This is a genomic window from Streptomyces sp. NPDC048192 (genome assembly GCF_043202415.1).
Taxonomy (GTDB): domain Bacteria; phylum Actinomycetota; class Actinomycetes; order Streptomycetales; family Streptomycetaceae; genus Streptomyces.
On record NZ_JBIDAL010000009.1, the window covers coordinates 44,115 to 67,065 of the forward strand.

21 protein-coding genes and 1 riboswitch are annotated in these 22,951 nt (G+C 72.4%); of the genes, 3 read left to right on the plus strand and 18 right to left on the minus strand.

Annotated features, from left to right (window positions below; translation table 11 throughout):
* Window positions 1–292: 292 nt before the first annotated feature.
* The gene (locus ACGFZN_RS20255; RefSeq protein ID WP_393859850.1) at window positions 293–1,897 is read right to left on the minus strand and encodes an amidohydrolase; all 1,605 of its coding nucleotides are present in this window, start codon (window positions 1,895–1,897) and stop codon (window positions 293–295) included.
* A 69-nt stretch (window positions 1,898–1,966) separates the two neighbouring features.
* Complete coding sequence (locus ACGFZN_RS20260) at window positions 1,967–2,407, minus strand: Lrp/AsnC family transcriptional regulator (RefSeq protein ID WP_043498889.1); 441 nt, start codon at window positions 2,405–2,407, stop codon at window positions 1,967–1,969.
* A gap of 246 nt (window positions 2,408–2,653) precedes the next feature.
* Between ACGFZN_RS20260 and ACGFZN_RS20265 the strand changes: the two genes are divergently transcribed.
* The gene (locus tag ACGFZN_RS20265; RefSeq protein ID WP_393859851.1) at window positions 2,654–3,088 is read left to right on the plus strand and encodes a hypothetical protein; all 435 of its coding nucleotides are present in this window, start codon (window positions 2,654–2,656) and stop codon (window positions 3,086–3,088) included.
* A gap of 485 nt (window positions 3,089–3,573) precedes the next feature.
* On the opposite strand, the gene ACGFZN_RS20270 is transcribed toward ACGFZN_RS20265, so the two are convergent.
* The 6 genes from ACGFZN_RS20270 to ACGFZN_RS20295 all read right to left on the minus strand — a co-directional run bounded on the left by ACGFZN_RS20270 (window position 3,574) and on the right by ACGFZN_RS20295 (window position 10,096).
* Window positions 3,574–4,749 (minus strand): acyl-CoA dehydrogenase, encoded by a 1,176-nt coding sequence (locus ACGFZN_RS20270; RefSeq protein ID WP_393859852.1) that lies wholly within the window; start codon window positions 4,747–4,749, stop codon window positions 3,574–3,576.
* A 272-nt stretch (window positions 4,750–5,021) separates the two neighbouring features.
* Window positions 5,022–5,681: a TetR/AcrR family transcriptional regulator gene (locus tag ACGFZN_RS20275; RefSeq protein WP_393859853.1), complete on the minus strand. Its 660-nt coding sequence runs from the start codon at window positions 5,679–5,681 to the stop codon at window positions 5,022–5,024.
* Window positions 5,682–5,756: 75 nt separating this feature from the next.
* Window positions 5,757–5,903: an SCO1431 family membrane protein gene (locus ACGFZN_RS20280; RefSeq protein WP_393859854.1), complete on the minus strand. Its 147-nt coding sequence runs from the start codon at window positions 5,901–5,903 to the stop codon at window positions 5,757–5,759.
* Window positions 5,904–5,957: 54 nt separating this feature from the next.
* Window positions 5,958–7,319, minus strand: a complete 1,362-nt coding sequence (locus tag ACGFZN_RS20285; protein ID WP_393859855.1) for a peptidase C39 family protein — start codon at window positions 7,317–7,319, stop codon at window positions 5,958–5,960.
* A 224-nt stretch (window positions 7,320–7,543) separates the two neighbouring features.
* A complete protein-coding gene (locus ACGFZN_RS20290; RefSeq protein ID WP_393859856.1) occupies window positions 7,544–9,085 on the minus strand; it encodes an amino acid permease in 1,542 nt (513 codons plus the stop codon).
* A gap of 54 nt (window positions 9,086–9,139) precedes the next feature.
* On the minus strand, window positions 9,140–10,096 hold the full coding sequence (locus tag ACGFZN_RS20295) for a hypothetical protein (protein WP_393859857.1): 957 nt from the start codon (window positions 10,094–10,096) through the stop codon (window positions 9,140–9,142).
* A 228-nt stretch (window positions 10,097–10,324) separates the two neighbouring features.
* Between ACGFZN_RS20295 and ACGFZN_RS20300 the strand changes: the two genes are divergently transcribed.
* Window positions 10,325–10,993, plus strand: a complete 669-nt coding sequence (locus ACGFZN_RS20300) for a uridine kinase (protein ID WP_393860198.1) — start codon at window positions 10,325–10,327, stop codon at window positions 10,991–10,993.
* Between the two features lie 428 nt (window positions 10,994–11,421).
* Complete coding sequence (locus ACGFZN_RS20305) at window positions 11,422–13,284, plus strand: AAA family ATPase (protein WP_393859858.1); 1,863 nt, start codon at window positions 11,422–11,424, stop codon at window positions 13,282–13,284.
* A 95-nt stretch (window positions 13,285–13,379) separates the two neighbouring features.
* Here the strand turns inward: ACGFZN_RS20305 and ACGFZN_RS20310 are convergent, their stop codons facing one another.
* From ACGFZN_RS20310 to ACGFZN_RS20355, 10 genes are all read right to left on the minus strand, one after another.
* On the minus strand, window positions 13,380–14,453 hold the full coding sequence (locus ACGFZN_RS20310; RefSeq protein WP_393859859.1) for a hemolysin family protein: 1,074 nt from the start codon (window positions 14,451–14,453) through the stop codon (window positions 13,380–13,382).
* Window positions 14,450–15,784 carry a hemolysin family protein gene (locus tag ACGFZN_RS20315; protein ID WP_393859860.1) on the minus strand — a complete coding sequence of 445 codons (1,335 nt, stop codon included), beginning with the start codon at window positions 15,782–15,784 and terminating at the stop codon, window positions 14,450–14,452. The genes ACGFZN_RS20310 and ACGFZN_RS20315 overlap by 4 nt, the downstream gene beginning before the upstream one ends.
* Window positions 15,785–16,021: 237 nt before the next feature.
* A complete protein-coding gene (locus tag ACGFZN_RS20320; protein WP_393859861.1) occupies window positions 16,022–16,486 on the minus strand; it encodes a PH domain-containing protein in 465 nt (154 codons plus the stop codon).
* 15 nt (window positions 16,487–16,501) lie between these two features.
* On the minus strand, window positions 16,502–17,386 hold the full coding sequence (gene hisG / locus ACGFZN_RS20325; RefSeq protein WP_393859862.1) for an ATP phosphoribosyltransferase: 885 nt from the start codon (window positions 17,384–17,386) through the stop codon (window positions 16,502–16,504).
* A 55-nt stretch (window positions 17,387–17,441) separates the two neighbouring features.
* A complete protein-coding gene (locus ACGFZN_RS20330; protein ID WP_023552153.1) occupies window positions 17,442–17,714 on the minus strand; it encodes a phosphoribosyl-ATP diphosphatase in 273 nt (90 codons plus the stop codon).
* A 34-nt stretch (window positions 17,715–17,748) separates the two neighbouring features.
* Window positions 17,749–18,234 carry a 6,7-dimethyl-8-ribityllumazine synthase gene (gene ribH, locus ACGFZN_RS20335; protein WP_360157598.1) on the minus strand — a complete coding sequence of 162 codons (486 nt, stop codon included), beginning with the start codon at window positions 18,232–18,234 and terminating at the stop codon, window positions 17,749–17,751.
* 52 nt (window positions 18,235–18,286) lie between these two features.
* On the minus strand, window positions 18,287–19,570 hold the full coding sequence (locus tag ACGFZN_RS20340; protein WP_393859863.1) for a bifunctional 3,4-dihydroxy-2-butanone-4-phosphate synthase/GTP cyclohydrolase II: 1,284 nt from the start codon (window positions 19,568–19,570) through the stop codon (window positions 18,287–18,289).
* Window positions 19,567–20,208, minus strand: a complete 642-nt coding sequence (locus ACGFZN_RS20345; RefSeq protein WP_393859864.1) for a nicotinamide riboside transporter PnuC — start codon at window positions 20,206–20,208, stop codon at window positions 19,567–19,569. Before ACGFZN_RS20345 ends, ACGFZN_RS20340 begins: the two co-directional genes overlap by 4 nt.
* Entirely contained in the window at window positions 20,205–20,813 is a 609-nt protein-coding gene (locus tag ACGFZN_RS20350) for a riboflavin synthase (RefSeq protein ID WP_393859865.1), read from the minus strand. Before ACGFZN_RS20350 ends, ACGFZN_RS20345 begins: the two co-directional genes overlap by 4 nt.
* Before the next feature lie 157 nt (window positions 20,814–20,970).
* Window positions 20,971–21,101: riboswitch (FMN riboswitch) on the minus strand.
* A 265-nt stretch (window positions 21,102–21,366) separates the two neighbouring features.
* Window positions 21,367–22,845, minus strand: coding sequence for an ROK family transcriptional regulator (locus tag ACGFZN_RS20355; protein ID WP_393859866.1), 1,479 nt, complete (start codon window positions 22,843–22,845; stop codon window positions 21,367–21,369).
* Window positions 22,846–22,951 lie beyond the last annotated feature (106 nt).

The window sequence follows — 22,951 nt, forward strand, 5'->3', positions numbered from 1 at the left end:
CCGACCGGCCGAAGCGTCCCCTCGGCGGCGCGGGCGCTGAGCCTGGCTCCCAGTGGCGGTGCCCCGGTGCGGCACACCGTCCCTGACCCAGCGGCGCTGCGCCGAGTTGCGCGAACGCTCCCCGGTCGGGCGTCCGGTGGTGGACTCGGACGAACCTACCGGCCCCTGGCCGCCGACTGTCAACAGCCGTCTGACCTGGCACGACGCGGGGAAGGGCGGGCTTGCCGGGGAGGATGCGCAGGTGGGGCGGCGGAGCGGCGGCGGCCGCTCGCCGCCGCGCCACCCCCGTAGATCACTCGCCCGGCCGTACGAAGACCGTCCGCCCGCCGACGACCGTGCGCAGACAGACCGGCAGGTCGTGGCCCGGGGTGAGATCGGGCAGGCCGGGCGTGCCGGAGCGCGGGTCCGTCGACCAGCGGGCCACCCGGTCGTCGGGGGCCTGGACGACCAGTTCGTCGGTGCGCCAGACCGCGTAGTCGGCGGGCGCGCCCGGCACCAGCACGCCCGCGTCGTCCCGGCCCACGGCCCGCCAGCCGCCGCGCGTGTGGGCGGTGAACGCGGCGCGGACGGAGACCCGGTGCCCGGGCGTGCGGTGGAACGCGGCGGCGCGGACGGTGCCCCACGGGTCGAGCGGGGTGACCGGGCTGTCGGAGCCGAAGGCGAGCGGCACCCCGGCGCGCAGCAGGGCCGCGAAGGGGTTGAGGGTGCGGGCTCGTTCGGCGCCCAGGCGGCGGGCGTACATGCCGTCCTCGCCGCCCCACAGGGCGTCGAAGGCGGGCTGCACGGAGGCGATCAGGCCCAGCTCGGCGAAGCCGGCGATCGTGTCGGGGGTGAGCATCTCGGCGTGCTCGACCCGGTGGCGGGCGGCCCGGATCCGGGCGAGGCCGAGCTTCTCGGCGGCGGCGCGCACGCCCGCCACGACGGCGGCCACGGCCGCGTCGCCGATGGCGTGGAACCCGGCCTGCAGTCCCGCCTCGGTGCAGGCGACGACGTGGTCCGCGACCGCGTCCGCGTCCAGGTAGGCGGTGCCGGTGTGGCCGGCGTCGGCGTACGGCTCGTGCAGACAGGCGGTGTGCGAGCCGAGGGCGCCGTCGGCGAAGAGGTCGCCGGCGGCGCCCGCCGCGCCCAGTTCCCGTGCCTTGTCGGCGTTCTGCTCGGCCCAGTAGCCGATGACCCGGGGCGCGGGCGTCTCGGCGGCGAGCTTCAGCAGGCCGGTGAAGTCGTCCTCGGAGGAGATCTGCGGTCCGCCGCACTCGTGCACCGAGCCGATGCCGAGCGAGGCCGCGTGGGCGAGGGCGGCACGCTGGGCCTCGGCGCGCTGGGCGGGGGTGACGGCGGCGAGCGCGGCCGCGCGCACGGCGTGGTGGGCGTCGGCGGTCAACGGGCCGTCCCCCGGCGCGATTCCGGGCACCAGGTCGAGCAGCGCCGTGGTGACGACCGCCGAGTGCACGTCGATGCGGGAGAGGTACAGCGGCCTACCGCCGGTGGCCTCGTCGAGTTCGGCGCGGGCCGGCGGGCGGCCGCCGGGCCAGCGGGCGGCGTCCCAGCCGTGGCCCAGCAGGACGCGGTCGTCCGGGCGGGCGGCGGCGAAGTCGCGCACCAGGGCGAGGGCCGCCTCCAGGGAGGGGGCGCCGGACAGGTCCAGGCCGGTCAGGGCGAGACCGGTGGCGGTGGTGTGCACATGGGCGTCGGTGAAGGCGGGGGTGACGAGGGCGCCGTCGAGGTCGATCACCTCGTCCACACCGTCGGCGAAGGCGTCGGCGGCGCCCTCGGAGCCGACCCAGGCGACATGGCCGTGTTCCACCACCATCGCCGTGGCGAAGGGGTCCGCGGGGCTGTGCACCTCGCCGCGGCGCAGCAGGACGGTCTTGGGGGGCTCGGCGGTGCTGTCACTCATGGCGACAGTTTCCCGCGCCGGCCGGCGCCCGCCGCACCCGGGGCACCTGCACGGCACGCCGTGCGGTGCTCAGATCCGGGGCGGCCGGGCCTCGTACGGCGTGGACAGGACCACCGTCGTGCGGGTGGACACCCCGGCCAGGCCGCGCAGCCGCGCCAGCAGTTCCTCCAGTTCGTGCGGGGTGGCCACCCGCACCTTGAGGATGTAGTTCTCGTCGCCCGCGACGCTGTGGCAGGCCTCGATCTCGGGGACGCCCGCGAGGCGGTCCGCGATGTCGTCGGGGGCGCTGGGGTCGAACGGTTTCACCGAGATGAACGCGGTGAGCGGCAGCCCGACGGCCTCGGGGTCGACCACCGCGGCGTAGCCGCGGATGACGCCGCGCTGTTCCAGCCGGCGCACCCGCTGGTGCACGGCCGACGTGGACAGGCCGGTGGCCTTGCCCAGGTCTGTGTAGCTCATCCGCCCGTCCTTGACGAGCAGCTGCACGATCTGTCGGTCGAGCTCCTCCATGGCGCCAAAACCTACAGTGCGCCTGATCTCCGGGGATAGCCGAGAGGCGCAGGTCATGGCCGCTTCGATACAAAAACCGGCGCGAACCGCCCACAGTGCGCACCTGCACGCGGCATGTGACGAACGCCACACGGCGCGGGCGGCCTCCGAGATGTTCCCGTGATTACCGCCGAGGGCGGACGGGAAGTGCTTGCTGTGGTCGAGGCCGCAGCGCCGTTGACGGCCCAGCCTTAGGGGGAGAATCCCATGCAGAGTGTCCATCGCCCTGGTCGATCCGCGTCCAAGCGGCAGCAGCCGGTCGTCGAGCCCGAGCCGGAGGGCGTCGAACCCGACGCCTACGACGACGAACCGGACGCCTACGACACCTTCGAGATGTACCGGGTGATCTGCCCGGACTGCGCCCAGCCGATCGCGCTGCTGGCGGACGAGCAGGTCCTGCCGGAGCACGCGCTGTGCGCCTCGCCGTGGAACCCGTTCGGACTGACGGTCTGCGCCGGCACGGGCCGGGCCGCGGCCGACGCCCGCCCCGCGGACGAGTCCGCCGAGCCGCAGGAGCAGGACACCGCCCTGCTGCTGACGCTCCCCCAGGGCCTGAACTGGCGGACGCAGCCCTTCTCGCACGTCGGCGGCCCGGGCACACGCCCGATGCGCGTGCCGGCGATGCGCCGCCAGGCCGCCTGAGCCGCCGCACCGCCCGAGCCGGCCTGCCCCGCACCATGGCGCGCAGGCCGTCGTGGTCGGGGGCAGGCGTGTCCGGTCCGCCGGGACAAGGCCCCGTAGGGCCCCGTACCGCACGACCGCACGCAGTGCGCCGGCCACGCGAGGAGCCCTGCCGGGGAACGGCCGGCCGGCGTCATGCCGGACGGCCCCCGGGCGGCCGGAGCCGGGGGTGGGCGCCGCTGAACTGACGCTCGATTCCGCCGGACGGTGACCTGTCCGGGGGCTCGGGCGTTGGCCAGGCATGACCCCCATGCACTCGGTCACCGGGCGTCAGCGCCGCATCTTCGTCCCGCGCCCGGCAGAATCGGTTCCGCCGCCCGTGCCGCAGGACCCGCCCATCTACCGTGATCTCATGCGGACGTGGGCCGACCGGGGCCGGACGCTGCCGGGCCGCCACGACCCGGAGTGGATCAGGCTGGCGGCCCCGACGGTCCTCGAGGGGCAGTTCAGCGACCTTCGGGTCCCGCCACGTGACGGGCGATGACCATCCGCTGGATCTGGTTGGTGCCCTCGACGATCTGCAGCACCTTGGCCTCGCGCATGTAGCGCTCGGCCGGGAAGTCCGCGGTGTAGCCGTAGCCGCCGAGTATCTGCACGGCGTCCGTGGTGACCTTCATGGCCGTGTCGGTGCAGTGCAGCTTGGCCATGGCGGCCTGCTTGGCGAACGGCTTGCCGGCGTCGCGCAGCCGGGCCGCCGCGAGGTACAGGGCGCGGCCCGCCTCGATCTGGGTGGCCATGTCGGCGAGCATGAAGCGCAGACCCTGGAAGTCGGCGATGGGGTGGCCGAACTGCCGGCGCTGGGTGGCGTAGGCGACCGCCTCGTCCAGGGCGGCCTGGGCGAGCCCGATCGCGCAGGCGGCGATGCCGAGCCGGCCGGAGTCGAGCGCGGACAGGGCGATGAAGAAGCCCTGGCCCTCCTCGCCGATCCGGCGGTCGTCGCCGACCCGGACGGCGTCGAAGTGCACCTGCGCGGTGGGCGAGCCCTTCAGGCCCATCTTCTTCTCCGGCGCCGCGCCGCTCACCCCGGGCGCGTCCCCCGGGACCAGGAAGGCGGTGATCCCGCGCGGGCCCTCCTCGCCGGTGCGGGCCATCACGGTGTAGAAGTCGGCGATGCCGCCGTGCGTGATCCAGGCCTTGGTGCCGTTGATCACCCAGTCTCCCCCGTCGTCGCGCACGGCCTTCGTGCGGAGCGAGGCCGCGTCGGAGCCGGAGGACGGCTCGGAGAGGCAGTAGGCGCCGAGCAGACCGCCGCCGAGCATGGCGGGCAGATACTCGACCTGCTGCTGCTTGGTGCCGTAGGTGGCGAGCGCGTAGGACGCGAGCGTGTGCACGCTGACGCCGAGACCCACGGTGAGCCGGGCCATCGCCAGCTCCTCCAGCACCTGGAGGTAGACCTCGTACGGCTGGTCGCCGCCGCCGTACTCGGAGTCGTACGGCAGGCCGAGCAGGCCCGCCTCGGACAGCAGGGTGAAGACCTCGCGCGGGAAGCGTCCCGCGTCCTCCTCCTCGGCGGCCCTCGGCCGGATCTCACGCTGGGCGATGTCCCGGACGAGGGCGAGCAGATCCCGCGCCTCCTCCGTCGGCAGCTGACGTTCCACCGGCTGCGGGTCGCGCTCGGACATGGCGACGGTCTCCTCCCTCTTTCGGGCACCGGCGGTGTGGCCCGTCGGGTGGGGGCGGCTCCGCCTGGTCGTTCCGGATGGCCGAAGGCGCCCTCTTCCGGGTCGCGGAAGCGGCTGACCAGCGGCTGCGCAGTGAGTATGCCCGATCAGCGACTTCACGTCACCAGTTAACGACCGCTTACTTCAATAATCCAGCCGAGGGCTCCGTACGGCGCCGGAACGGGACGTGGAAGGGGCCGTGGCGCCCGCTGCGCGCCTGCGTCCCCGGGGCCTCAGGCGTCGCGGCGGGCCGGCTCGGGTGCGCGGTAGGCGGGGTCCAGTTCCTCGACGGCGCGCAGGGCTCCGCCGAGCGTCTTCACCAGCAGTTCGCGCATGGCGGTGCGGGACAGCCGGGGGCGGTCGATCCAGTCCAGGGTCGCGCCCTCCACGCCGCACACCCAGGACAGCAGGCTCATCCGGGCCAGCGGCGAGATGTCGCCGCGGCCGTAGGCGCCCTCGGCGATGGTGGCGATGATCGCCTCGCGCACCCCGTCCCGGATGGCGTGCACCTCCGCGTCGAAGCCGACGCCGCCGCTGACGATGGTGCGGTAGGCCGCCTGATGGTTCTCGGCGTAGCGCAGATAGCCGTCGATGGTGCGGTGGACACGGTCCACGGCGGGCAGTTCCAGCCCGCTCGCCGCGAAGGCGACCAGGTCGGCGACGGAGTCCCGGACGATGGCCAGGTAGTAGCCGCGCTTGGACTGGAAGTAGTAGTAGATCAGCCCCTTGGCGACATGGGCCTGGCGGGCGATGTCGTCCATGGACAGCGCGTCGTAGGACGTGTCGGCGAACAGCTTCCGCCCGATGGCGATGAGTTCGGCGCGGCGCGCTGCCGAGCGCTCGGTGCCTCGGGTCCGGGGACACACGGCGGCACGCTGGTGCGGCGTATTCAAGGTCGGCCCTGTTCCAGGCGGTGGGCGGGACCCGAGCAGTATGTCAGAACATGCCGCACACGTGAGCGGGTCGTGTCAGAGCAGGCCGAGCCGGGTCACGAGCATCGCGACGACCGCCACGAGGATCCAGCCCATGACGTGCTCGAGGATCCGCGGGCCGTCGTCCTGGGGGCCGCCGGTGCGGGCGCGGGTGACGGTGGCCGGGAGTGCGGTCGTGTCCATGTGGCCACCTTGCCACCCGCGACGGCGTTCGCGGCGATGAGCTTGCTCACACGGTCAGCGCACGCCCACCGCGGCGAGCGCCTTGCGCTGGAGCGGGGTCGGATGGGCCGGGAAGTACAGGTAGCAGACTCCGCCGGTGCCCGAGGCGACGTTGCCGGAGGCGTTGTACCGCTTGGTGCGCAGCCAGATGTTCTCGAACTCCCGGCGCAGATACACCCGTCGGACCGCGTCGTCGCTCGGCGAGGCGGGGTCGTTGGCGATCACGTCGCCGTCCGCGGTGAAGCCGATCACCGTCATCAAGTGGCCCGAGGTGCCGTAACCCGCGCCGGTCAGCTCGGTCTTGAGGAACGACTGGGACGTTATGGCCGGGATGCCGGCGGCGATCAGCGTCTCCAGGTCGGTGAGCGAGGCGAGCCGGGTGACCACGCCCTGCAGGCCCTCGAACGTGGCCGCGTAGGCGGCGTTGAACGGCCAGTTTCCGCAGCCCTCGTACTGGTAGTCGTAGGTGAAGCGGGCAGCGTTGTCCACCTGGGGGTCGGCGTACGCCGGGTCGACCCAGGACAGCTGCTCGGGGGTGAGCCGGCCGCCCCAGTACTCGATGATCATCTGCGAGGAGGTGGGGCTGCACCAGGCCTCGCCGCCGCCGTCGTACTGCGGGTACTGGCCCTTGTGGATCTCCTGCGAGTAGCGCGGGACGGCCAGTTCCTGCGCGAGGCCCGGGGTGGAGGCGGGCACGGTGAAGCGGTCGGGGATGTCGGAGCCCATGGCGCCGAGCCGCCACACGGTGGGGGTCAGACGGGTGCCGGGCCTGCGGTAGAGGGTCAGGCGCAGCCGGTACGACGTCAGGCGCAGGCCGGTGCTCGCGTCGTCGATGGCGAAGGTGTCGGTCCAGATGCTGCTCTTGCCGTCGCTCTGGCCGTCCACCGAGGTCCGCTTGATGTCCTGGTCGCCGGCCGCCCAGCGGCCCATCACGTACCAGGGGGTGTCGGTGCCGTCGGAGTAGGAGCCCTGCAGCTCCACCTGGAGCCAGGTGCCGTCGGGGGTGTGCGCGTTCCAGGAGGAGACGGCCTCGGTGGCGGGCACGGTGAGCCGGTGCACCGGAGACGTCCAGACGGCGTACTCCCAGGTGGCGGTGGTGCCGGTGTGCGGGTCGGTGTAGTCGGTGCGGCCGGCGGGGGCGCCGATCATGACGCCGGGGCGGGCGCCGGCGACGGCCCGGACGCCCTGGGCGGTGCCGAGACGCCACTCGCGGTAGGTGGTCCAGGCGTGGTAATCGATCGGGCGGGCCGGCGCGCCGCCCGTACCGGCGGCGGGTCGCCGCGCGGCGGCGGCAGCGGGGGCCGTGCCGCCGGCCACCGCCGCGGCGACGGCGGCGGTGAGGACGCTTCTGCGGGACGGCTGTTGGGCTCTGCTCATGGGCGCGATTACCCCCAGGTGTCCGGTGATCCGGTGCGGTTGTGCGCCAACTATGGAGCAGGCGGCAGGGCCCTGCCAGCACTTCGACGCATGCCGCGCCACCAATATTGGTCTGGACCGGTGAAAGCGCCTTCCACGGCCGAGCGGTGCCGGTGCGTGCCGGGTGGGGCGCGGGGACCGGGCGGCCGGCTCCCACGCCCGCACACCTGCACCGAGCGTGCCGGTCAGACCAGGTCCATCGCCGCCACCTCGTCCGGGCGGCCGTAGCTGATCGGCCCCTGGAAGCGGCGGCGGGCCGTGGCGAACCACCACACCGTCGCCACGACGAGGACGACGGCGAGCGCGATCGGCGCGTAGTTGAAGGAGTCGACGGTGATCGGCGAGGCCTGCGGCAGCATGAACAGGACGCTGCTGAGCACGATCCAGACCACCGCGAGCCAGCCGACCGGCCGCCCCCAGCGCCCCAGGTGCCACGGCCCCGGCTGGAACGCGTCACCGAGCCGCAGCCGCAGGAAGATCGGCACCGCGTAGGCGAGGAAGAGACCGACCACGTTGACGCTGACGATCGCGGTGAACGCGGTGTGGGACCACCAGCCGGGCACGACCAGCGCCAGCGAGCAGGCGACCGCGAGCCACACCGCCTTCACGGGGGTGCGGGTGCGCGGCGAGACCGAGTGCCACCAGCGGGAGCCCGGCATGGCGCCGTCGCGGGAGAAGGCGAAGATCTGCCGGGTGTTGCTGGTGAGGTTGGCGAGCCCGCAGAAGAGCATCGCGCCGATGACGATGAGGAGCATGACCTTGGCGGCGCCGAGGCCGAGCCCGTCGATGAGGATCTGGACGGGAGGCGCGTCGGCACTCGCCTGTTTGGCGTAGTCGCCGATGCTGTAGACCAGTGCGAGCATCAGGATCAGGCCGGTGATCGCGGAATAGCCGATGGCGCGGGTGATCCCCTTCGGCGCGTTCACCGTGGCGTGCACCGTTTCCTCGGACATGTGGAAGCTGCCGTCGAATCCGGTGAACGTCCAGCTGGTGACCAGCAGGCCGAGCATGCCGCCGTAAAGCCCGCTCCTGAAGCCGGTGTTGTTCTCGAAATGCGTCACGAAGGACACCGACTGATGATGATCGGGCATCACTATCAGTGCCCCCACGATCACCACGAGTCCGATCAGCAGCCACCACACGGAAATACGGTTCAGTACGGCTACGAGCTGCACCGTATAGGTGTTGGCGAGCCCCTGCAGGACGATGATCACGGCTGTGATCAGCACCGTCTGGTGCGCGGTCGGCTGGTACGAGGGCCACTGCAGTTGCACGAACGCCTGGATGAAGGTGGCGGCCGCATAGCCGGTGGCGGCGGTGCCGCCGATCTGGCCCACGAAGTTCAGCCAGCCGGTGAACCAGGACCAGGCGCCCTTGTGCCGCTTCGCGAGTTTACCGGCGGAGAAATACAGGGCACCGCTCGTCGGATAGGCGGAGGCGACTTCCGCCATGGACGCGCCGATGAGCAGAACCATGACGCAGACGCCGATCCAGCCGAACACGAGAATGCGGGGGCCGCCCGCGTTCATACCGAATCCGAAGGACGAGAAGATACCCGAGAGGATATTGATGATGGTGAAGGAGATCGCGAAATTGTCGAACGCCTGGAAACGCCGGGTGAGTTTTCGCGGATAACCCATCGCATGCAGGGTCGCGTCGTCGTCGAGTACGACCGGGTCCGCGCCCGCGCGGGCCTGCGCCCGGGGCTTCGATGTCCGTTCCGACACAGATGGGCCTTTCTCTGAGTGAATCCGGGGGAAGGGGGGCGGAGCAGATGCGGATCAGTCGGGCCGCGGCACGGGCAGGCCACAGGCGCGCCGGGCCCGGGAGAGCTGCTCGGTGGGGTCGCCGAAGGCGCTCCAGGGCATGCGGGAGGCGTACGGGCCCATCGCCGTGAGCACGGCCCGGGCCTCGAACGCGCGCTGGGCCATGACCAGGGCGTGTGCGAGGTAGGCCAGGTCGAGCACGGGGGTGAAGCGGTAACCGGCCACCGCCGGCAGCCAGTTCTGGTAGATCGCCAGCGCGGTGGAGCGCCACTGCGGCTGCTCCCAGACGCGGTCGGCGAGCAGCTGGGTGGGGTTGTAGCTCTCCACCAGGGCCACGAGGGGCAGCAGCCGCAGGGCGGAGTCGGTGGGCGCCCGCTGGCTGAGGAAGGCGGCCACGTCCCAGGCCGCGTTGACCGAGCCGCCGTGCCGCGTGAAGAAGAAGGACAGGAAGCGGTGGTGGCCCTCGCGGTTCCAGGGGTCGAGCGACAGGACGTGCGCGAACAGCCGCCAGGGGCCCGTCGGCGAGGTGAGCAGGCCGTGCGGGGCCGGGTCACGGGGCCGGTGCAGCCGGGCCATGGCGAGCCTGGCGACCCAGGGTGTGGGGTCCTTGGGGGCCATGGCGGCGGCCCGGTCGCAGGCGGTCAGGGCGATCCGCTCCAGCGCCTCGGCGCGCTCGTCGTGCGCGTCGGCGGCCCGCAGCGCGCGCTGGACCGCGACCCTGGCCCACATCAGCGCGGCCTCGGGCGTCGGCTCCTCGGCGAGCCAGCGCTCGACGAGATCGGTCCCGGCCGCCTCGGAGGCGAGGACCAGCGAGCGATGGGCGCGCAGGGCGAAGTCGGAACGCGTCTCGGCGAGCGCTTCGTGGGCGCAGCGATAACGCCCGGCGCGCACATCGACGCACGCGCTCGCGAGGACACGGTCGTCGGCCGCCGGGTGCCACACATAGTGCCCTTCGAATAACTCCGCGGCCATCTCCCCCTGCCAGTCCCCGTGGTCGGTCGTGCTGGAGGCACCTTACTCAGTGCCGGGCACACCCGGAACGGGTGATTCGACATATCGGTCAGGGGTTTCGTGAATGTTTATCCGAGGCCAATGACCGGGCGCCCGCCGATGATTCAAAACGCGACTTTTTCGGTTCCGCGCGGTACCTGCCGTACGGCGGCAAAGGGTCACACCGGGCCTCTATACGGCACTACTACACTGTTTCCGGACAACCGCCCGCATCGACCCGCAACCGGGGGAACCGTCATTCGTGAACTCGCCGCCCGGCTGCGCGGGCTGCCTCCTTCTGTCGGACCGGTCCGGCTGGTCGGCGTCGACGGGCACGCCGGTTCGGGGAAGTCCACCTTCGCCGGGCAGGTGGCCGCCGCGCTCGGCGGGGCTCCGGTGCTGCACCTCGACGACATCGCCAGTCACGAGCAGCTCTTCGAGTGGACCGGCCGGCTGATGACCCAGGTGGTCCAGCCGTTCGCCCGCGGCGAGAGCGCCTCCTACACGCCCTACGACTGGCGGGCCCGGACTTTCGGCGCGCCCCGCCCGCTGCCGGCCGCGCCCGTGGTCCTCGTGGAGGGCGTCGGCGCGGGCCGCCGGGCGCTGCGGCCGTATCTGGCCCTGCTGCTGTGGATGGAGGTGCCCCGGGAGGAGTCCTGGGCACGCGGCCGGCTGCGGGACGGACCGGAGCAGCGCGAGTTCTGGCAGGGCTGGGTCGCGGCGGAGCGCGCGCACTTCGCCCGGGACCCCTCACGCCCCCACGCCGATCTTCTGGTGCTGCAGACACCCGAGGGATACGGGGTGCTTCCGGGGCCCGGGTCAACGACTGGACCGGACCAAGATGTCACCCACAGTAATGGATCGTCCGCGGTGTGGTGAACGTGTGAAGACCCTTGCGGGGGAACTTCCGCCAGTGTCCCAACTCGGCTTGACCCAGGGGCCGTACAGGTCTTACGTTCTCAATGAGCGGTGATGCGAAGCCGCCACAGACGCGAAGCCCCCGGTTGTTCCCCCGTGATCGGGGGCTTCGTTCTGTCCGCTTCACCCCTTCCCCGGTCCCGCGCACCCCGATCCGCTCACCCACGGTCACCGAGCCCTGTGCGCCCCGTCTGCTCCCACCTCGTCCAACGGCCTGTGCGGCACCCTTCGGCAGGCGGTCTCCGCGCGGGTACGATGCCCTCGGTGCGACCTTCGAGGCTGCCTCGCGCACTGGCAACTCCGGTCCGCGGCACAGCGGTTCGACCGCGGCGGCCGTCGGGCGACTGCCCGGTGGTGATCCACGGGGACACGGTCTGTGGGGGGACGGGATGGACTTCGGCACGCAGGGCCCCGAGGCCCCGGCCGACCTGGCCTGGCTGCGGGGGGTGGACGCCTACACGATGGGCGCCTATCCCCAGGCGGAGGAGGAGTTCCGCGCCGCGGTGCGGATGGACCCCGGGATGGCCGACGGCTGGCTCGGACTGCACGCGCTCCGGGTCGACACGACGACCTCGCTGCTGCGGATGTTCCGGCACCGCGACCGCTTCGGGGAACAGCGCGCCCGGCACCGCAGGTCGCTCAACTCCTGGTACTGGCTGGGCTGGTGGGTGCAGCCGGTGCTGGAGAGCCCGCGCGACCTGCTGCTCGCGCACGCCTCCCACTGGCTGGACGGCCGGCACGTGCCCGAGCTGGACCGGGCCCTCGCCGGGCTGCCCCCGGTCGACACCGACCCCCAGGTCCGCTTTCTGCACGCCTGCCGCGCCTACCTGGTCAAGGACTGGGAGCAGCTGGTACGGCACACCGATCCGCTGCTGGACGATCCCCTGCTCGGCATCGAGGCGGGCCTGTTCGGCGGCATGGCCCGGGTCCGGCTGGAGATGTACGGCCAGGCCGAACCCCTGCTGTCGGCGGCGCTGATGCGCTGCCGCAGCGAGCAGCCGCAGCGCAAGGAGCTGCGCTACTGGCTGGCGCGGGCGCACGAGGGCACCGGACGCTCGGCGGCGGCCCTCCCCCTGTACCGGGCCGTGCACCGCGTCGACCCCGCCTTCATGGACACCTCGGCCCGGCTGGCCGCGATCGCCGAGGGCGACGGCTACGACGACACCGCCGACCTCGCCGCGATCACGCTGACCGGCGCCGGGCAGGACAGCGTGGACGGCCCCGACGGTTTCGATCCGATCTTCGGCACCGAGGGACGTGATCTGCGGCTGCCGGAGCCGGACCTGCCGACGGGGCCCCTGCCGTCGGTGGCCGATCCCGCGGTGCGGATGAGGACCGGTCTGTCCACCTCGCCCATCCCGGCCGGTCCGACCGACCCCGCCCTGCTGGAGGAGGCGCTCGCCGAACTCGAGCGCATGGTGGGCCTGGAACCGGTGAAACGCCAGGTCAAGGCGTTGTCCGCGCAGCTGAACATGGCCCGGCTGCGGGCCGGGCAGGGGCTGCCGGTGCAGCCGCCGAAGCGGCACTTCGTCTTCTCCGGTCCCTCGGGCACCGGGAAGACGACGGTGGCCCGGATCCTGGGCCGGGTGTTCTACGCGCTCGGGCTGCTCGGCGGCGACCATCTGGTGGAGGCCCAGCGGGCGGATCTGGTCGGCGAGTACCTCGGGCAGACGGCGGTGAAGGCCAACGAGCTGATCGACTCCGCGATCGGCGGCGTGCTGTTCGTGGACGAGGCGTACTCGCTGTCCAACTCCGGGTACGGCAAGGGGGACGCCTACGGTGACGAGGCGTTGCAGGTGCTGCTGAAGCGGGCCGAGGACAACCGGGACCATCTGGTGGTGATCCTCGCCGGCTACCCGGAGGGCATGGACCGGCTGCTGGCGGCGAACCCCGGGCTGTCCTCCCGTTTCACCACCCGCGTCGACTTCCCCTCGTACCGTCCGCAGGAGCTCACCGAGATCGGCAAGGTGCTGGCCGGGGAGAACGGGGACGTGTGGGACGAGGAGGCGCTGGAGGAGCTGCGCTCGATCGCCGGGCACGTCGTCGAACAGGGCTGGATCGACGAACTGGGCAACGGGCGGTTCCTGCGGACGCTGTACGAGAAGAGCTGCGCCTACCGGGATCTCAGGCTGTCGACATACCCGGGTTCCCTGTCCCGGGAGGACCTGGCCACGCTGCGGTTGCCCGACCTGATGCAGGCGTACGGAGAGGTCCTGTCGGGGCGCGGGCCGCACGACCCGTCGGGTATGTGAAGCGCCCCGAAGGGGCGCGGGGCTGTGTTCGACATGGCGGGTTGCGCCGCGCGGGCCGGGCCGGCCCGTACCCGCGCGGCTTCCCACCGCCCCGGCTAGGAAGCGAGCACCTGCTCCGGTTCCCCGCTCATCCGCGGCTCCGGCATCTCCCGGTGGGCCGGGTCACGGACCTCGCCCACCAGCAGCTCCAGGACGTCCTCCAGGGCCACCAGCCCCAGCACCCTGCCGGAGGCGTCGGCGACCTGCGCCAGGTGCGTGGCCGCTCGCCGCATGACCGTCAGCGCGTCGTCGAGCGGCAGCTCGGCCCGCAGCGTGGTCATGGGGCGCCAGACGTGCTGCGGGACGGCGCGGTCGGAGTGCTCCAGGTCCAGCACGTCCTTGACGTGGAGGTACCCCATGAAGGGGCCCTTGTCCGACGCGGCGACCGGGAAGCGGGAGTAGCCGGTGCGGGCCGTCAGCTCGACGATCTCGCCCGGGGTGACCGCCGGGGTCACCGTGACGAGTGACTCCCGGCGCAGCAGGACGTCCGTCACCGGGCGGGAGCCGAGTTCCAGGGCGTCCTCCAGGCGCTCGCGCTCCTCGGGGTCGAGCAGGCCCGCCTGGCCGGAGTCCTCCAGCAGGCGGTTGAGCTGCTCGGTGGTGACGACGGCCTCGACCTCGTCCTTCGGCTCGACCCGGAAGAGCCGCAGGATGCCCTGCGCGCAGGCGCCGAGGGTGACGGTGATCGGCTTGCAGACGCGGGCGAACCAGACCAGCCCGGGGCTGAGCCAGAGCGCCGCCTTCTCGGGGGCCGCCATCGCGAGGTTCTTGGGCACCATCTCGCCGACGACCAGGTGGAAGAAGACCACCGCGGCCAGCGCGATGACGTAGCCCAGCGGGTGGACCATGCCGTCGGGAAGGTGGACCACGGCGAACACCGGCTCCAGCAGGTGCGCCACCGTCGGCTCGGCCACCGCGCCGAGGGTCAGCGAGCAGACCGTGATGCCGAACTGGGCCGCCGCCATCATCTGCGGCAGCCGCTCCAGGCCGTGGATCACCTGGCGGGCGCGGGCGGTGCCGAGCGGTTCGATCTGGCTGCGGCGCACCGAGACGAGCGCGAACTCGGCGCCCACGAAGAAGCCGTTGGCGAGCACGAGCAGCGCGGCGAAGACCAGTTGGAGGACGCTCATCGGGCGGCCTCCATCACATTGGCCGCCGGGGCCGTACGGACCAGGCGGACCCGTTCGGCGCGGTAGTGGCCGACCTGGCGGACCGAGAGCCGCCAGCCGGGCAGCTCGGCCCGGTCGCCGGGGGCCGGGATGCGGCCCAGCAGGTCGGCGACGAGTCCGGCGACCGTCTCGTACGGCCCCTCGGGCACGTCGAGGCCTATGCGCTGGAGGATGTCGACCCGGCAGCTGCCGGCGGCGTCCCAGGCGGGCCGGCCGTCCTCGGGCGGGGCCGGGGCCAGTTCGGGCATGTCCTTGGCGTCGTGCTCGTCGCGGACCTCGCCGACGAGCTCCTCGACGATGTCCTCCAGGGTGACCACGCCGGCCGTGCCGCCGTACTCGTCGACGACGACCGCGATGGGCTGCTCGGAGCGCAGCCGGGCCAGCAGGGGCTGGACCGGCAGGGTCTCGGGGACCAGGAGCGCCTTGCGGGCGATGCGGCCGACGGGGGTGCGCAGGCGGTCGTGCACGGGGACGGCGAGGGCGTCCTTCAGATGGGCCATGCCCACGATCTCGTCGATCTTCTCCCGGTAGACGGGGAAGCGGGACAGGCCGGTGGCCCGGGTGAGGTTGACGACGTCCTCGGCGGTGGCCGTGTCCTGCAGCGCGCTGACCTTCACGCGCGGGGTCATGACGTGCTGCGCGGTCAGTTCGCCCAGGGACAGGGTGCGCACGAACAGGTCGGCCGTGTCCTGCTCCAGGGCTCCGGCCTGCGCGGAGTGGCGGGCCAGGGAGACGAGTTCGCCCGGGGTGCGGGCGGAGGCCAGTTCCTCGGCGGGTTCGACGCCGAGGGCCCGCACCAGCCGGTTGGCGACGGTGTTGAGCGCGGCGATCACCGGGCGGAACAGGCGGGAGAAGCCGGCCTGCGGGCCGGCCACGAACCGGGCGACCGGCAGCGGCTTGGACACCGCCCAGTTCTTGGGCACGAGCTCGCCGATCACCATCTGGACGGCGGAGGCCAGCAGCATGCCGACGACCACGGCGACACCGGAGACGGCGCCGCCGGGGATGCCGAGCGCTGCGAACGGGCCGCGCAGCAGCCGGGCCAGGGCGGGCTCGGCGAGCATGCCGACGACCAGGGAGGTGATGGTGATGCCGAGCTGGGTGCCGGACAGCTGGAAGGACAGCTCCTTGAGCGACTCGGCGACCCTACGGGCCCGTCGGTCGCCCTCGGCGGCGGCCTTCTCGGCCTCCGTCGCCTCGACGGTCACGAGGCCGAACTCGGCGGCCACGAAGAAGCCGTTGGCGAGGATCAGCAGGAAAGCCGCTCCCAGGAGCAGCAGGGAGATGGTCACGCTGCCACCGCCTTCCCGGTATGTCGGGTCGGGGCGGCGCAGGTACTACAGGACGATCCGTCCATCGCTGGAGGGAGTCACTCCTCGGGTAGCAGGAACCCCTGTGCGCCGGGCGGCGTCCAGGGGCGAAGGCCCGGCGAAAGGGCCTCCGCCACCAGATTAATCAAGACGGCGCCCGATGGGGCAGGGTGGGCGACCCGGAGTGAGCCCCGAATCACCCCTGACGCGTCTTCCGGGTCAGCCCCGGCCGTCCGCCGGGTGGGCCGTCGCACGGGCCTCGGCGAGGGCCCGCAGCGCCCCCGCGTCCGCGATGGCGCGCTGCTTGGCGAGCCCCGGCTGGATGCCGAGCGCGGGCAGGCTGGTGCCGTCGCTGAGGTTGAGGAAGACCCAGGGATCCCCCGGACGGAGGTTCACCTGAAGGATCTCCGGCCACTCCAGGCGCCGCCGGCTCGCGATGTTCACCACCGTCACACCGGACTCGTCGGCGACGACCTTCACCCGGGAGATCCGGGCCAGCACCCAGAAGATCAGCGCGCCGGTGACCACGAAGCTGGCCCGCTCCCCCGGGCCGAGCTGCTCCAGCAGCAGCGCGATCCCGGAGATGGTCAGGAAGATCAGCACACCGGCGGTGAGCAGGATGGCCCGGGTGTGACCCGGCCGGAACGTGACGGGGAGGTCGGGAAGGGTGGGCGTGTCGGACATCTCGGTGCGTACCCCTTACAGGCGGCAGGCGTGGATGGCCGTGGTCAGGATGGCGCGGGCGCCGATGGCGTACAGGTCGTCCATGATCCGCTGCGCCTCCTTGGCGGGGACCATGGCGCGGACCGCGACCCAGCCCTCGTTGTGCAGCGGGGAGACGGTCGGGGACTCCAGACCGGGGGTGAGCGCGACGGCCTTCTCGAGCTGCTCGACCCGGCAGTCGTAGTCCATCATCACGTACGTCCGGGCGACCAGGACGCCCTGGAGGCGGCGCAGGAACTGCTGGACCTTCGGCTCCTCGGCGTCGGCGCCGGTGGTGGGGGTCCCCCCGGGCGAGTGCGTTCGAGCCTGGGGGAGGATGACGATGGCCTCGGACTTCATGATCGGCTCGCCGAAGACCTCCAGGCCGGCGTTGCGCAGGCTGGTGCCGGTCTCGACGACGTCGGCGATGACCTCGGCGACGCCCAGCTCGATGGCGGTCTCCACGGCGCCGTCCAGGTGGACGACGGAGGCGTCGACGCCCTTGTCCTCGAGGTGACCTGCGACGATGCCCTCGTAGGAGGTGGCGACCGTCTTGCCCTTGAGGTCCTCGACGCCGTTCGCGGTGCCCGGCTTGGCGGCGAAGCGGAAGGTGGAGCGGGCGAAGCCGAGCGGAAGGATCTCCTCGGCGCCGGCGCCGGAGTCGATCAGCAGGTCGCGGCCGGTGATGCCCAGGTCGAGGCGGCCGGAGGCGACGTAGATCGCGATGTCGCGGGGGCGGAGGTAGAAGAACTCGACCTCGTTCACCGGGTCGACGATCCGCAGTTCCTTGGACTCGCGGCGCTGCTGGTAGCCGGCCTCATGCAGCATCTCCGCCGCAGGGCCGGACAGTGAACCCTTGTTGGGGACGGCGATGCGCAGCATGAGGTCGGCTTCCTTTGCGTGAAGGGGGTTTCTACGGCTTGTGCGGCGGGGCGGGTTACAGGTGGGCGTAGACGTCGTCCAGGGAGATCCCGCGGGCGACCATCATCACCTGGACGTGGTACAGCAGCTGGGAGATCTCCTCGGCGGCCGCCTCCTTGCCCTCGTACTCGGCGGCCATCCAGACCTCGGCGGCCTCTTCGACGACCTTCTTGCCGATGGCATGGACGCCCTTGCCGACCAGCTCGGCGGTGCGGGAGGTGGCGGGGTCGCCGTGGGCGGCCTTCTGCTGGAGCTCGGTGAAGAGCTCCTCGAACGTCTTCTTGGACATGGTGGTCCTTACCCTACGCGCTCCGGCCGGTGCCTCAGTGCCAGGGTTCGGATACCGAGCGCAGCGTGGCGGCGGTCGAGACCGCCGCGGTCACCGCCTCGTGGCCCTTGTCCTCGTTCGAGCCCTCCAGGCCGGCCCGGTCCAGGGCCTGCTCCTCGGTGTCGCAGGTGAGCACGCCGAAGCCGACGGGCACGCCGGTCTCGACGCTGACCTGGGTGAGTCCGGCGGTGACGCCCTGGCAGACGTAGTCGAAGTGCGGGGTGCCGCCGCGGATGACGACGCCGAGGGCGACCACGGCGTCGTAGCCGCGTCCGGCCAGCACCTTGGCGGCGACCGGGAGTTCGAAGCTGCCCGGGACCCGGATCAGGGTCGGCTCGTCGATCCCCAGCTCGCGCAGGGCGCGCAGGGCGCCGTTCACCAGACCGTCCATCACCTTCTCGTGCCACTGCGCCGCGATGACGGCGACCCGCAGGTCGCTCGCGTTGCGTACGGACAACTCCGGTGCACCCTTGCCGCTCACGTGTCTCCTCAGTGCCTTGCTGTCGTGCCTGTTCGCTTGCTGATCGACCGGCTTACTGGTTGGCCGCCACGGCCGGCGTGTCCAGCCAGGGCAGGTCGTGTCCCATACGGTCGCGCTTGGTGCGCAGGTAGTGCAGATTGTGCTCGCCGGCCTGGACCGGCATCGACTCGCGGCCGGTGACCTTCAGGCCGTGCCGCAGCAGCGCGTCGGTCTTGTCGGGGTTGTTGGTCATCAGCCGGACGCTTCGCACGCCGAGGTCGGCGAGGATCTGCGCGCCCGCGCCGTAGTCGCGGGCGTCGGCGGGCAGGCCCAGTTCGAGGTTGGCGTCCAGGGTGTCCCGGCCCCGCTCCTGGAGTTCGTACGCCCGCAGCTTGGACAACAGGCCGATGCCGCGTCCCTCGTGGCCGCGCAGGTAGACCACCACGCCCCGGCCCTCCTCCTGGATGCGCCGCAGGGCGGTGTCCAGCTGGGGGCCGCAGTCGCAGCGCAGGGAGCCGAAGACGTCCCCGGTGAGGCACTCGGAGTGGACGCGGACCAGGACGTCCTCGCCGGCGCCGATGTCGCCGTGGACGAGGGCGACGTGCTCGACGCCGTCGGCGGTGGAGCGGTAGCCGTAGGCGGTGAAGGTGCCGTGCCGGGTGGGCAGACGGGTCTCGGCCTCGCGGCGGACGGTGGGCTCGCTGCTGCGGCGGTAGGCGATCAGGTCCTCGATGGAGATGATCGTCAGGCCGTGCTTGCGGGCGAACGGGATCAGCTCGGGCAGGCGGAGCATCCGGCCGTCCTCGCCGGCGATCTCCACGATGGCGCCGGCCGGGCGGAGCCCCGCGAGCCGGGCGAGGTCGACGGCGGCCTCGGTGTGGCCGTTGCGGACCAGGACGCCGCCGGGCTTGGCGCGCAGCGGGAAGATGTGGCCGGGCCGGACGAAGTCCGTGGGCCCGGCCGTGCCGCTCGCGAGCAGTTGGAGCGTCGTCGCGCGGTCGGAGGCCGAGATGCCGGTGCTCACGCCGTGCGCGGCGGAGGCGTCGACCGAGACGGTGAACGCGGTCTTCATCGACTCGGTGTTGTCCTGGACCATCTGAGGGAGCTGGAGCCGGTCCAGTTCCCCGCCCTCCATGGGCGCGCAGATCAGTCCCCGGCACTCGCTCATCATGAACGCGACGATCTCGGGGGTCGCCTTCTCGGCGGCGATGACGAGGTCGCCCTCGTTCTCCCGGTCCTCGTCGTCCACGACGACGACCGGGCGGCCGGCCGCGATGTCGGCGATGGCCTGCTCGACGGGGTCGAGGCCGAAGTTCTCGATCGCGTCGGTGTCGTACAGGGGCGGTGCCGAGGTCATGCCGGGGCTCCTTCCAGGACGGGCTGCGTGTTCCTGCGGGAGCGCAGCCACCAGTCGCGCATGCCCCACAGGACGAGTGCGCCGTAGATGACGTAGACGAAACCGGAGAAGGCGTAGCCGTTGGCGAAGTTGAGGGGCACGCCGACGAGGTCGACGAGCAGCCAGGCGATCCAGAACTCGACCATGCCCTTGGCCTGGGCGTACATGGCGACGATGGTGCCGACGAAGATGTAGGCGTCGGGCCAGGGGTCCCAGGACAGCGAGGGGTAGGCCGTGAAGAGCAGGGCCACGGCGACCGTGCCGGCGGCGGCCGCGCCGAGCATGGCGGCGCGCTCGCGCCAGGTGGCGAACCGGGGGGCGATGTGCCCGTCGTCCGCGCGGTCCTTGTTGCGCCGCCACTGCCACCAGCCGTAGAGGGCGACGGCCATGACGACGGCCTGCTTGCCGGCGCTGCCGGTCAGATGGCCGTAGAAGGCGGCGAACAGGACGAGCCCGGAGAGGAACTGCACGGGCCAGGTCCACAGGGAGCGGCGCCAGCCGAGGGCGAGGGTGATCAGGCCGAGGATGTTGCCGGTCATGTCCGACCAGATGATGCGCTGGCCGAAGAGGGTGAAGGCCTCGGAGTTCAGCCAGTTCACCGGGCGGCCCCCTGGACGCGGTCGCCGAGCAGCCGCTCGACGTACTTGGCGACGACGTCGACCTCGAGGTTGACCGGGTCGCCGGGCTGCTTGCGGCCGAGCGTGGTCAGGGCGAGGGTGGTCGGGATCAGGCTGACGGTGAAGTGGTCGGCGCCGGCGTCCACGACGGTGAGGCTGATGCCGTCGACGGTGATGGAGCCCTTCTCGACGACGTAGCGGGAGAGGTCCGCCGGGAGGGAGATCTTCACGATCTCCCAGTTCTCGGAGGGCTTGCGCTCCAGTACCTCGCCGGTGCCGTCGACATGGCCCTGCACGATGTGCCCGCCGAGGCGCGCGCCCACGGCCATGGGGCGTTCGAGGTTGACGCGGGAGCCGACGGTGAGCGCGCCGAGGCTGGAACGCTGCAGGGTCTCCGCCATCACATCGGCGGTGAACTCGTCCCCCTCGTGCTCCACGACGGTGAGACAGACCCCGTTCACGGCGATGGAGTCGCCGTGCCGCGCGCCCTCGGTCACCACGGGGCCGCGGAGCCGGAAGCGGGAGGCGTCGCCGAGGTTCTCGACGGCGGTGACCTCACCCAGCTCTTCGACGATTCCGGTGAACACTTCCCGGGTCCTCCTGCCTCTTCGGGCACGGACTCCGGGGCCTGTCGATGACGACAGAATGAACGGGTGAGCACAACGGGGCGACGCCGAGCAAGGGCCGTCCGCGTATGGACGAGCCCCAGATACGGCGACGCGCACACGTAGGTGTGCCCGCCCGCCGCGCACTGCCTCCCATCCGGACTTTAACCGTCGGTCCAGGAATTTCACCTGGTCAACCGGCCGCTGGAAGCGACCGGGTCGCGGACTGTAACCGCCGGTTCGGACTTTCACCGACCCCGGAGTGCGCTGCTTCTGGTACAGGGCCAGTCTGCCACGCCGGGCGGCCGTGCAGACAGGCGGAGGGTGTGGGTTCCCTCACAGTGCGTGTCTCCGGCCTTGCGCGACGCAGCCGCCGCGCATAACTCACCGGCATGGGAAGCCAGTTGACCTTGGCTCGAACCCATTGACCCGACTGGTCTAGTCCTTTTATCGTGCGGGCGGGTCCGGCGGCGGTGACGACGGCCCTTGCCCGCCGCCGGACCGCCGACTTCGCCACGGGCACTCCGGCGTCCGGTCAGCTGCGGTCCGGGGGCGCGAAGAGGTCGTCCTGTGCGCGGTCCCGGGCCGTCAGCAGCGCCCCGCGCAGCACCGCCGCCCCGCCGAGGGTGCTCGCGCGCACCTCGGTGACCAGGGGCGACATACGGCTCAGGCGGTCCTCGACGAGCCCGGCCAGCACCGGCCCGCCGGCCTGCCCGACCTCTCCGCCGAGCACCACGCAGCCGGGGTCGAGCACGGCGACGACGGACGCGGCGCCGACGGCGATCCGGTCGGCGAGGGCATGAAGAAAGGCTCCGGCACGCCACTGGTTGTCCGGCCGGACGGCCGCCGGCGCGTCCGCGTCCCAATCCACCGGGCGCCCCTCCCCCGCACCCGGCGTCTCGACACTCTGGACCCTTCGCGCCGCACCCGGCGCCCCCGCCCCCGGAGCCACCGCCTCGCCACGGGCGACACCCGGAGCCACCACCTCTGCACCCGGCACCGCCACGCCCAAAGCCACCGGACGCGCCACCTCCGCACCCGGCCTCCCCGGACCCTGAACCCCCTGCGCCGCACCCGGTGCTCCGGTCCCCGGAGCCCCCGCCGCCGCCTCCTCCGCTTCGCGGACCGCTCTCTCGACCACCGACGCCGCGGCCGGGCCGTCCATCGGGGCCGGGACGGGCAGGCCGTGCTGCGCGGCCAGTCGGCCGATGGCCGCCGCGCCGGCCAGGGAGTGGAAGCCGCCGTCGCAGTCCCGCGCCGAAGGGAGTGAGGTGGTGCCCGGGACGGGCAGGAAGCCGATCTCGCCGGTGCCGCCGGAGGCGCCGCGGCGGAGGGTGCCGTCGAGGACGACCGCCGCGCCGACGCCGTGGCCGAGCCAGAGCAGGACGAAGGTGTCCCGGTCTCGGGCGGCGCCCTCGCGCTGCTCGGCCAGGGCGGCGAGGTTGGTCTCGTTCTCCACGGTGACCCGGGCGCCCGGCAGCCGGTCGTGCAGGGCCGCGGCCAGACTGCGGTGCCAGGCGGGCAGGCCCCCGGAGTCCCTGAGGTCTCCGGTGGCCGGGTCGATCAGGCCGGGGGCGCCGATGCCGACGGTGTGCAGCCGGTCGGCGCCGGCCTCCTTCACCGTCCGCTCGACCGCGGTCACCGCCTGCTCGACGGCGGGCCCGGTGCCGGTGTCCCCGCCGATCGGCACGGACGCCTCGGCCAGTACCCGGCCGACCAGGTCGGACACCAGGACGACGACACCGCCGGTGCGGACGTCGAGCGCGGCCAGCTGGGCCCGGTCGGCGACGATGCCGTAGAGGCGGGCGTTGGGGCCGCGGCGCTGCTCGCCCGACTCGCCGACGACGGTGATCAGGCCGGCGGCGGCGAGGCGTTCCACCAGGTCGGCGACGGTCGGCCGGGACAGACCCGTCAGCTGCTTCAACTGGCCCGCCGTGAGCGGGCCTTCGTGCTGCAGCAGACGCAGGGCCAGGCGGTCGTTGATGGCCCGGGCGGTGCTGGGTGATGCGGGCATGACGGGATCCTCCCAGATCGACGCGCCCCGACGGCGGCCCTGAAAACCACTATCTATCAGGCAGGCTCCCTGATAGTTTACGGCGGGTGCGTGGGCTCGAGGCGGG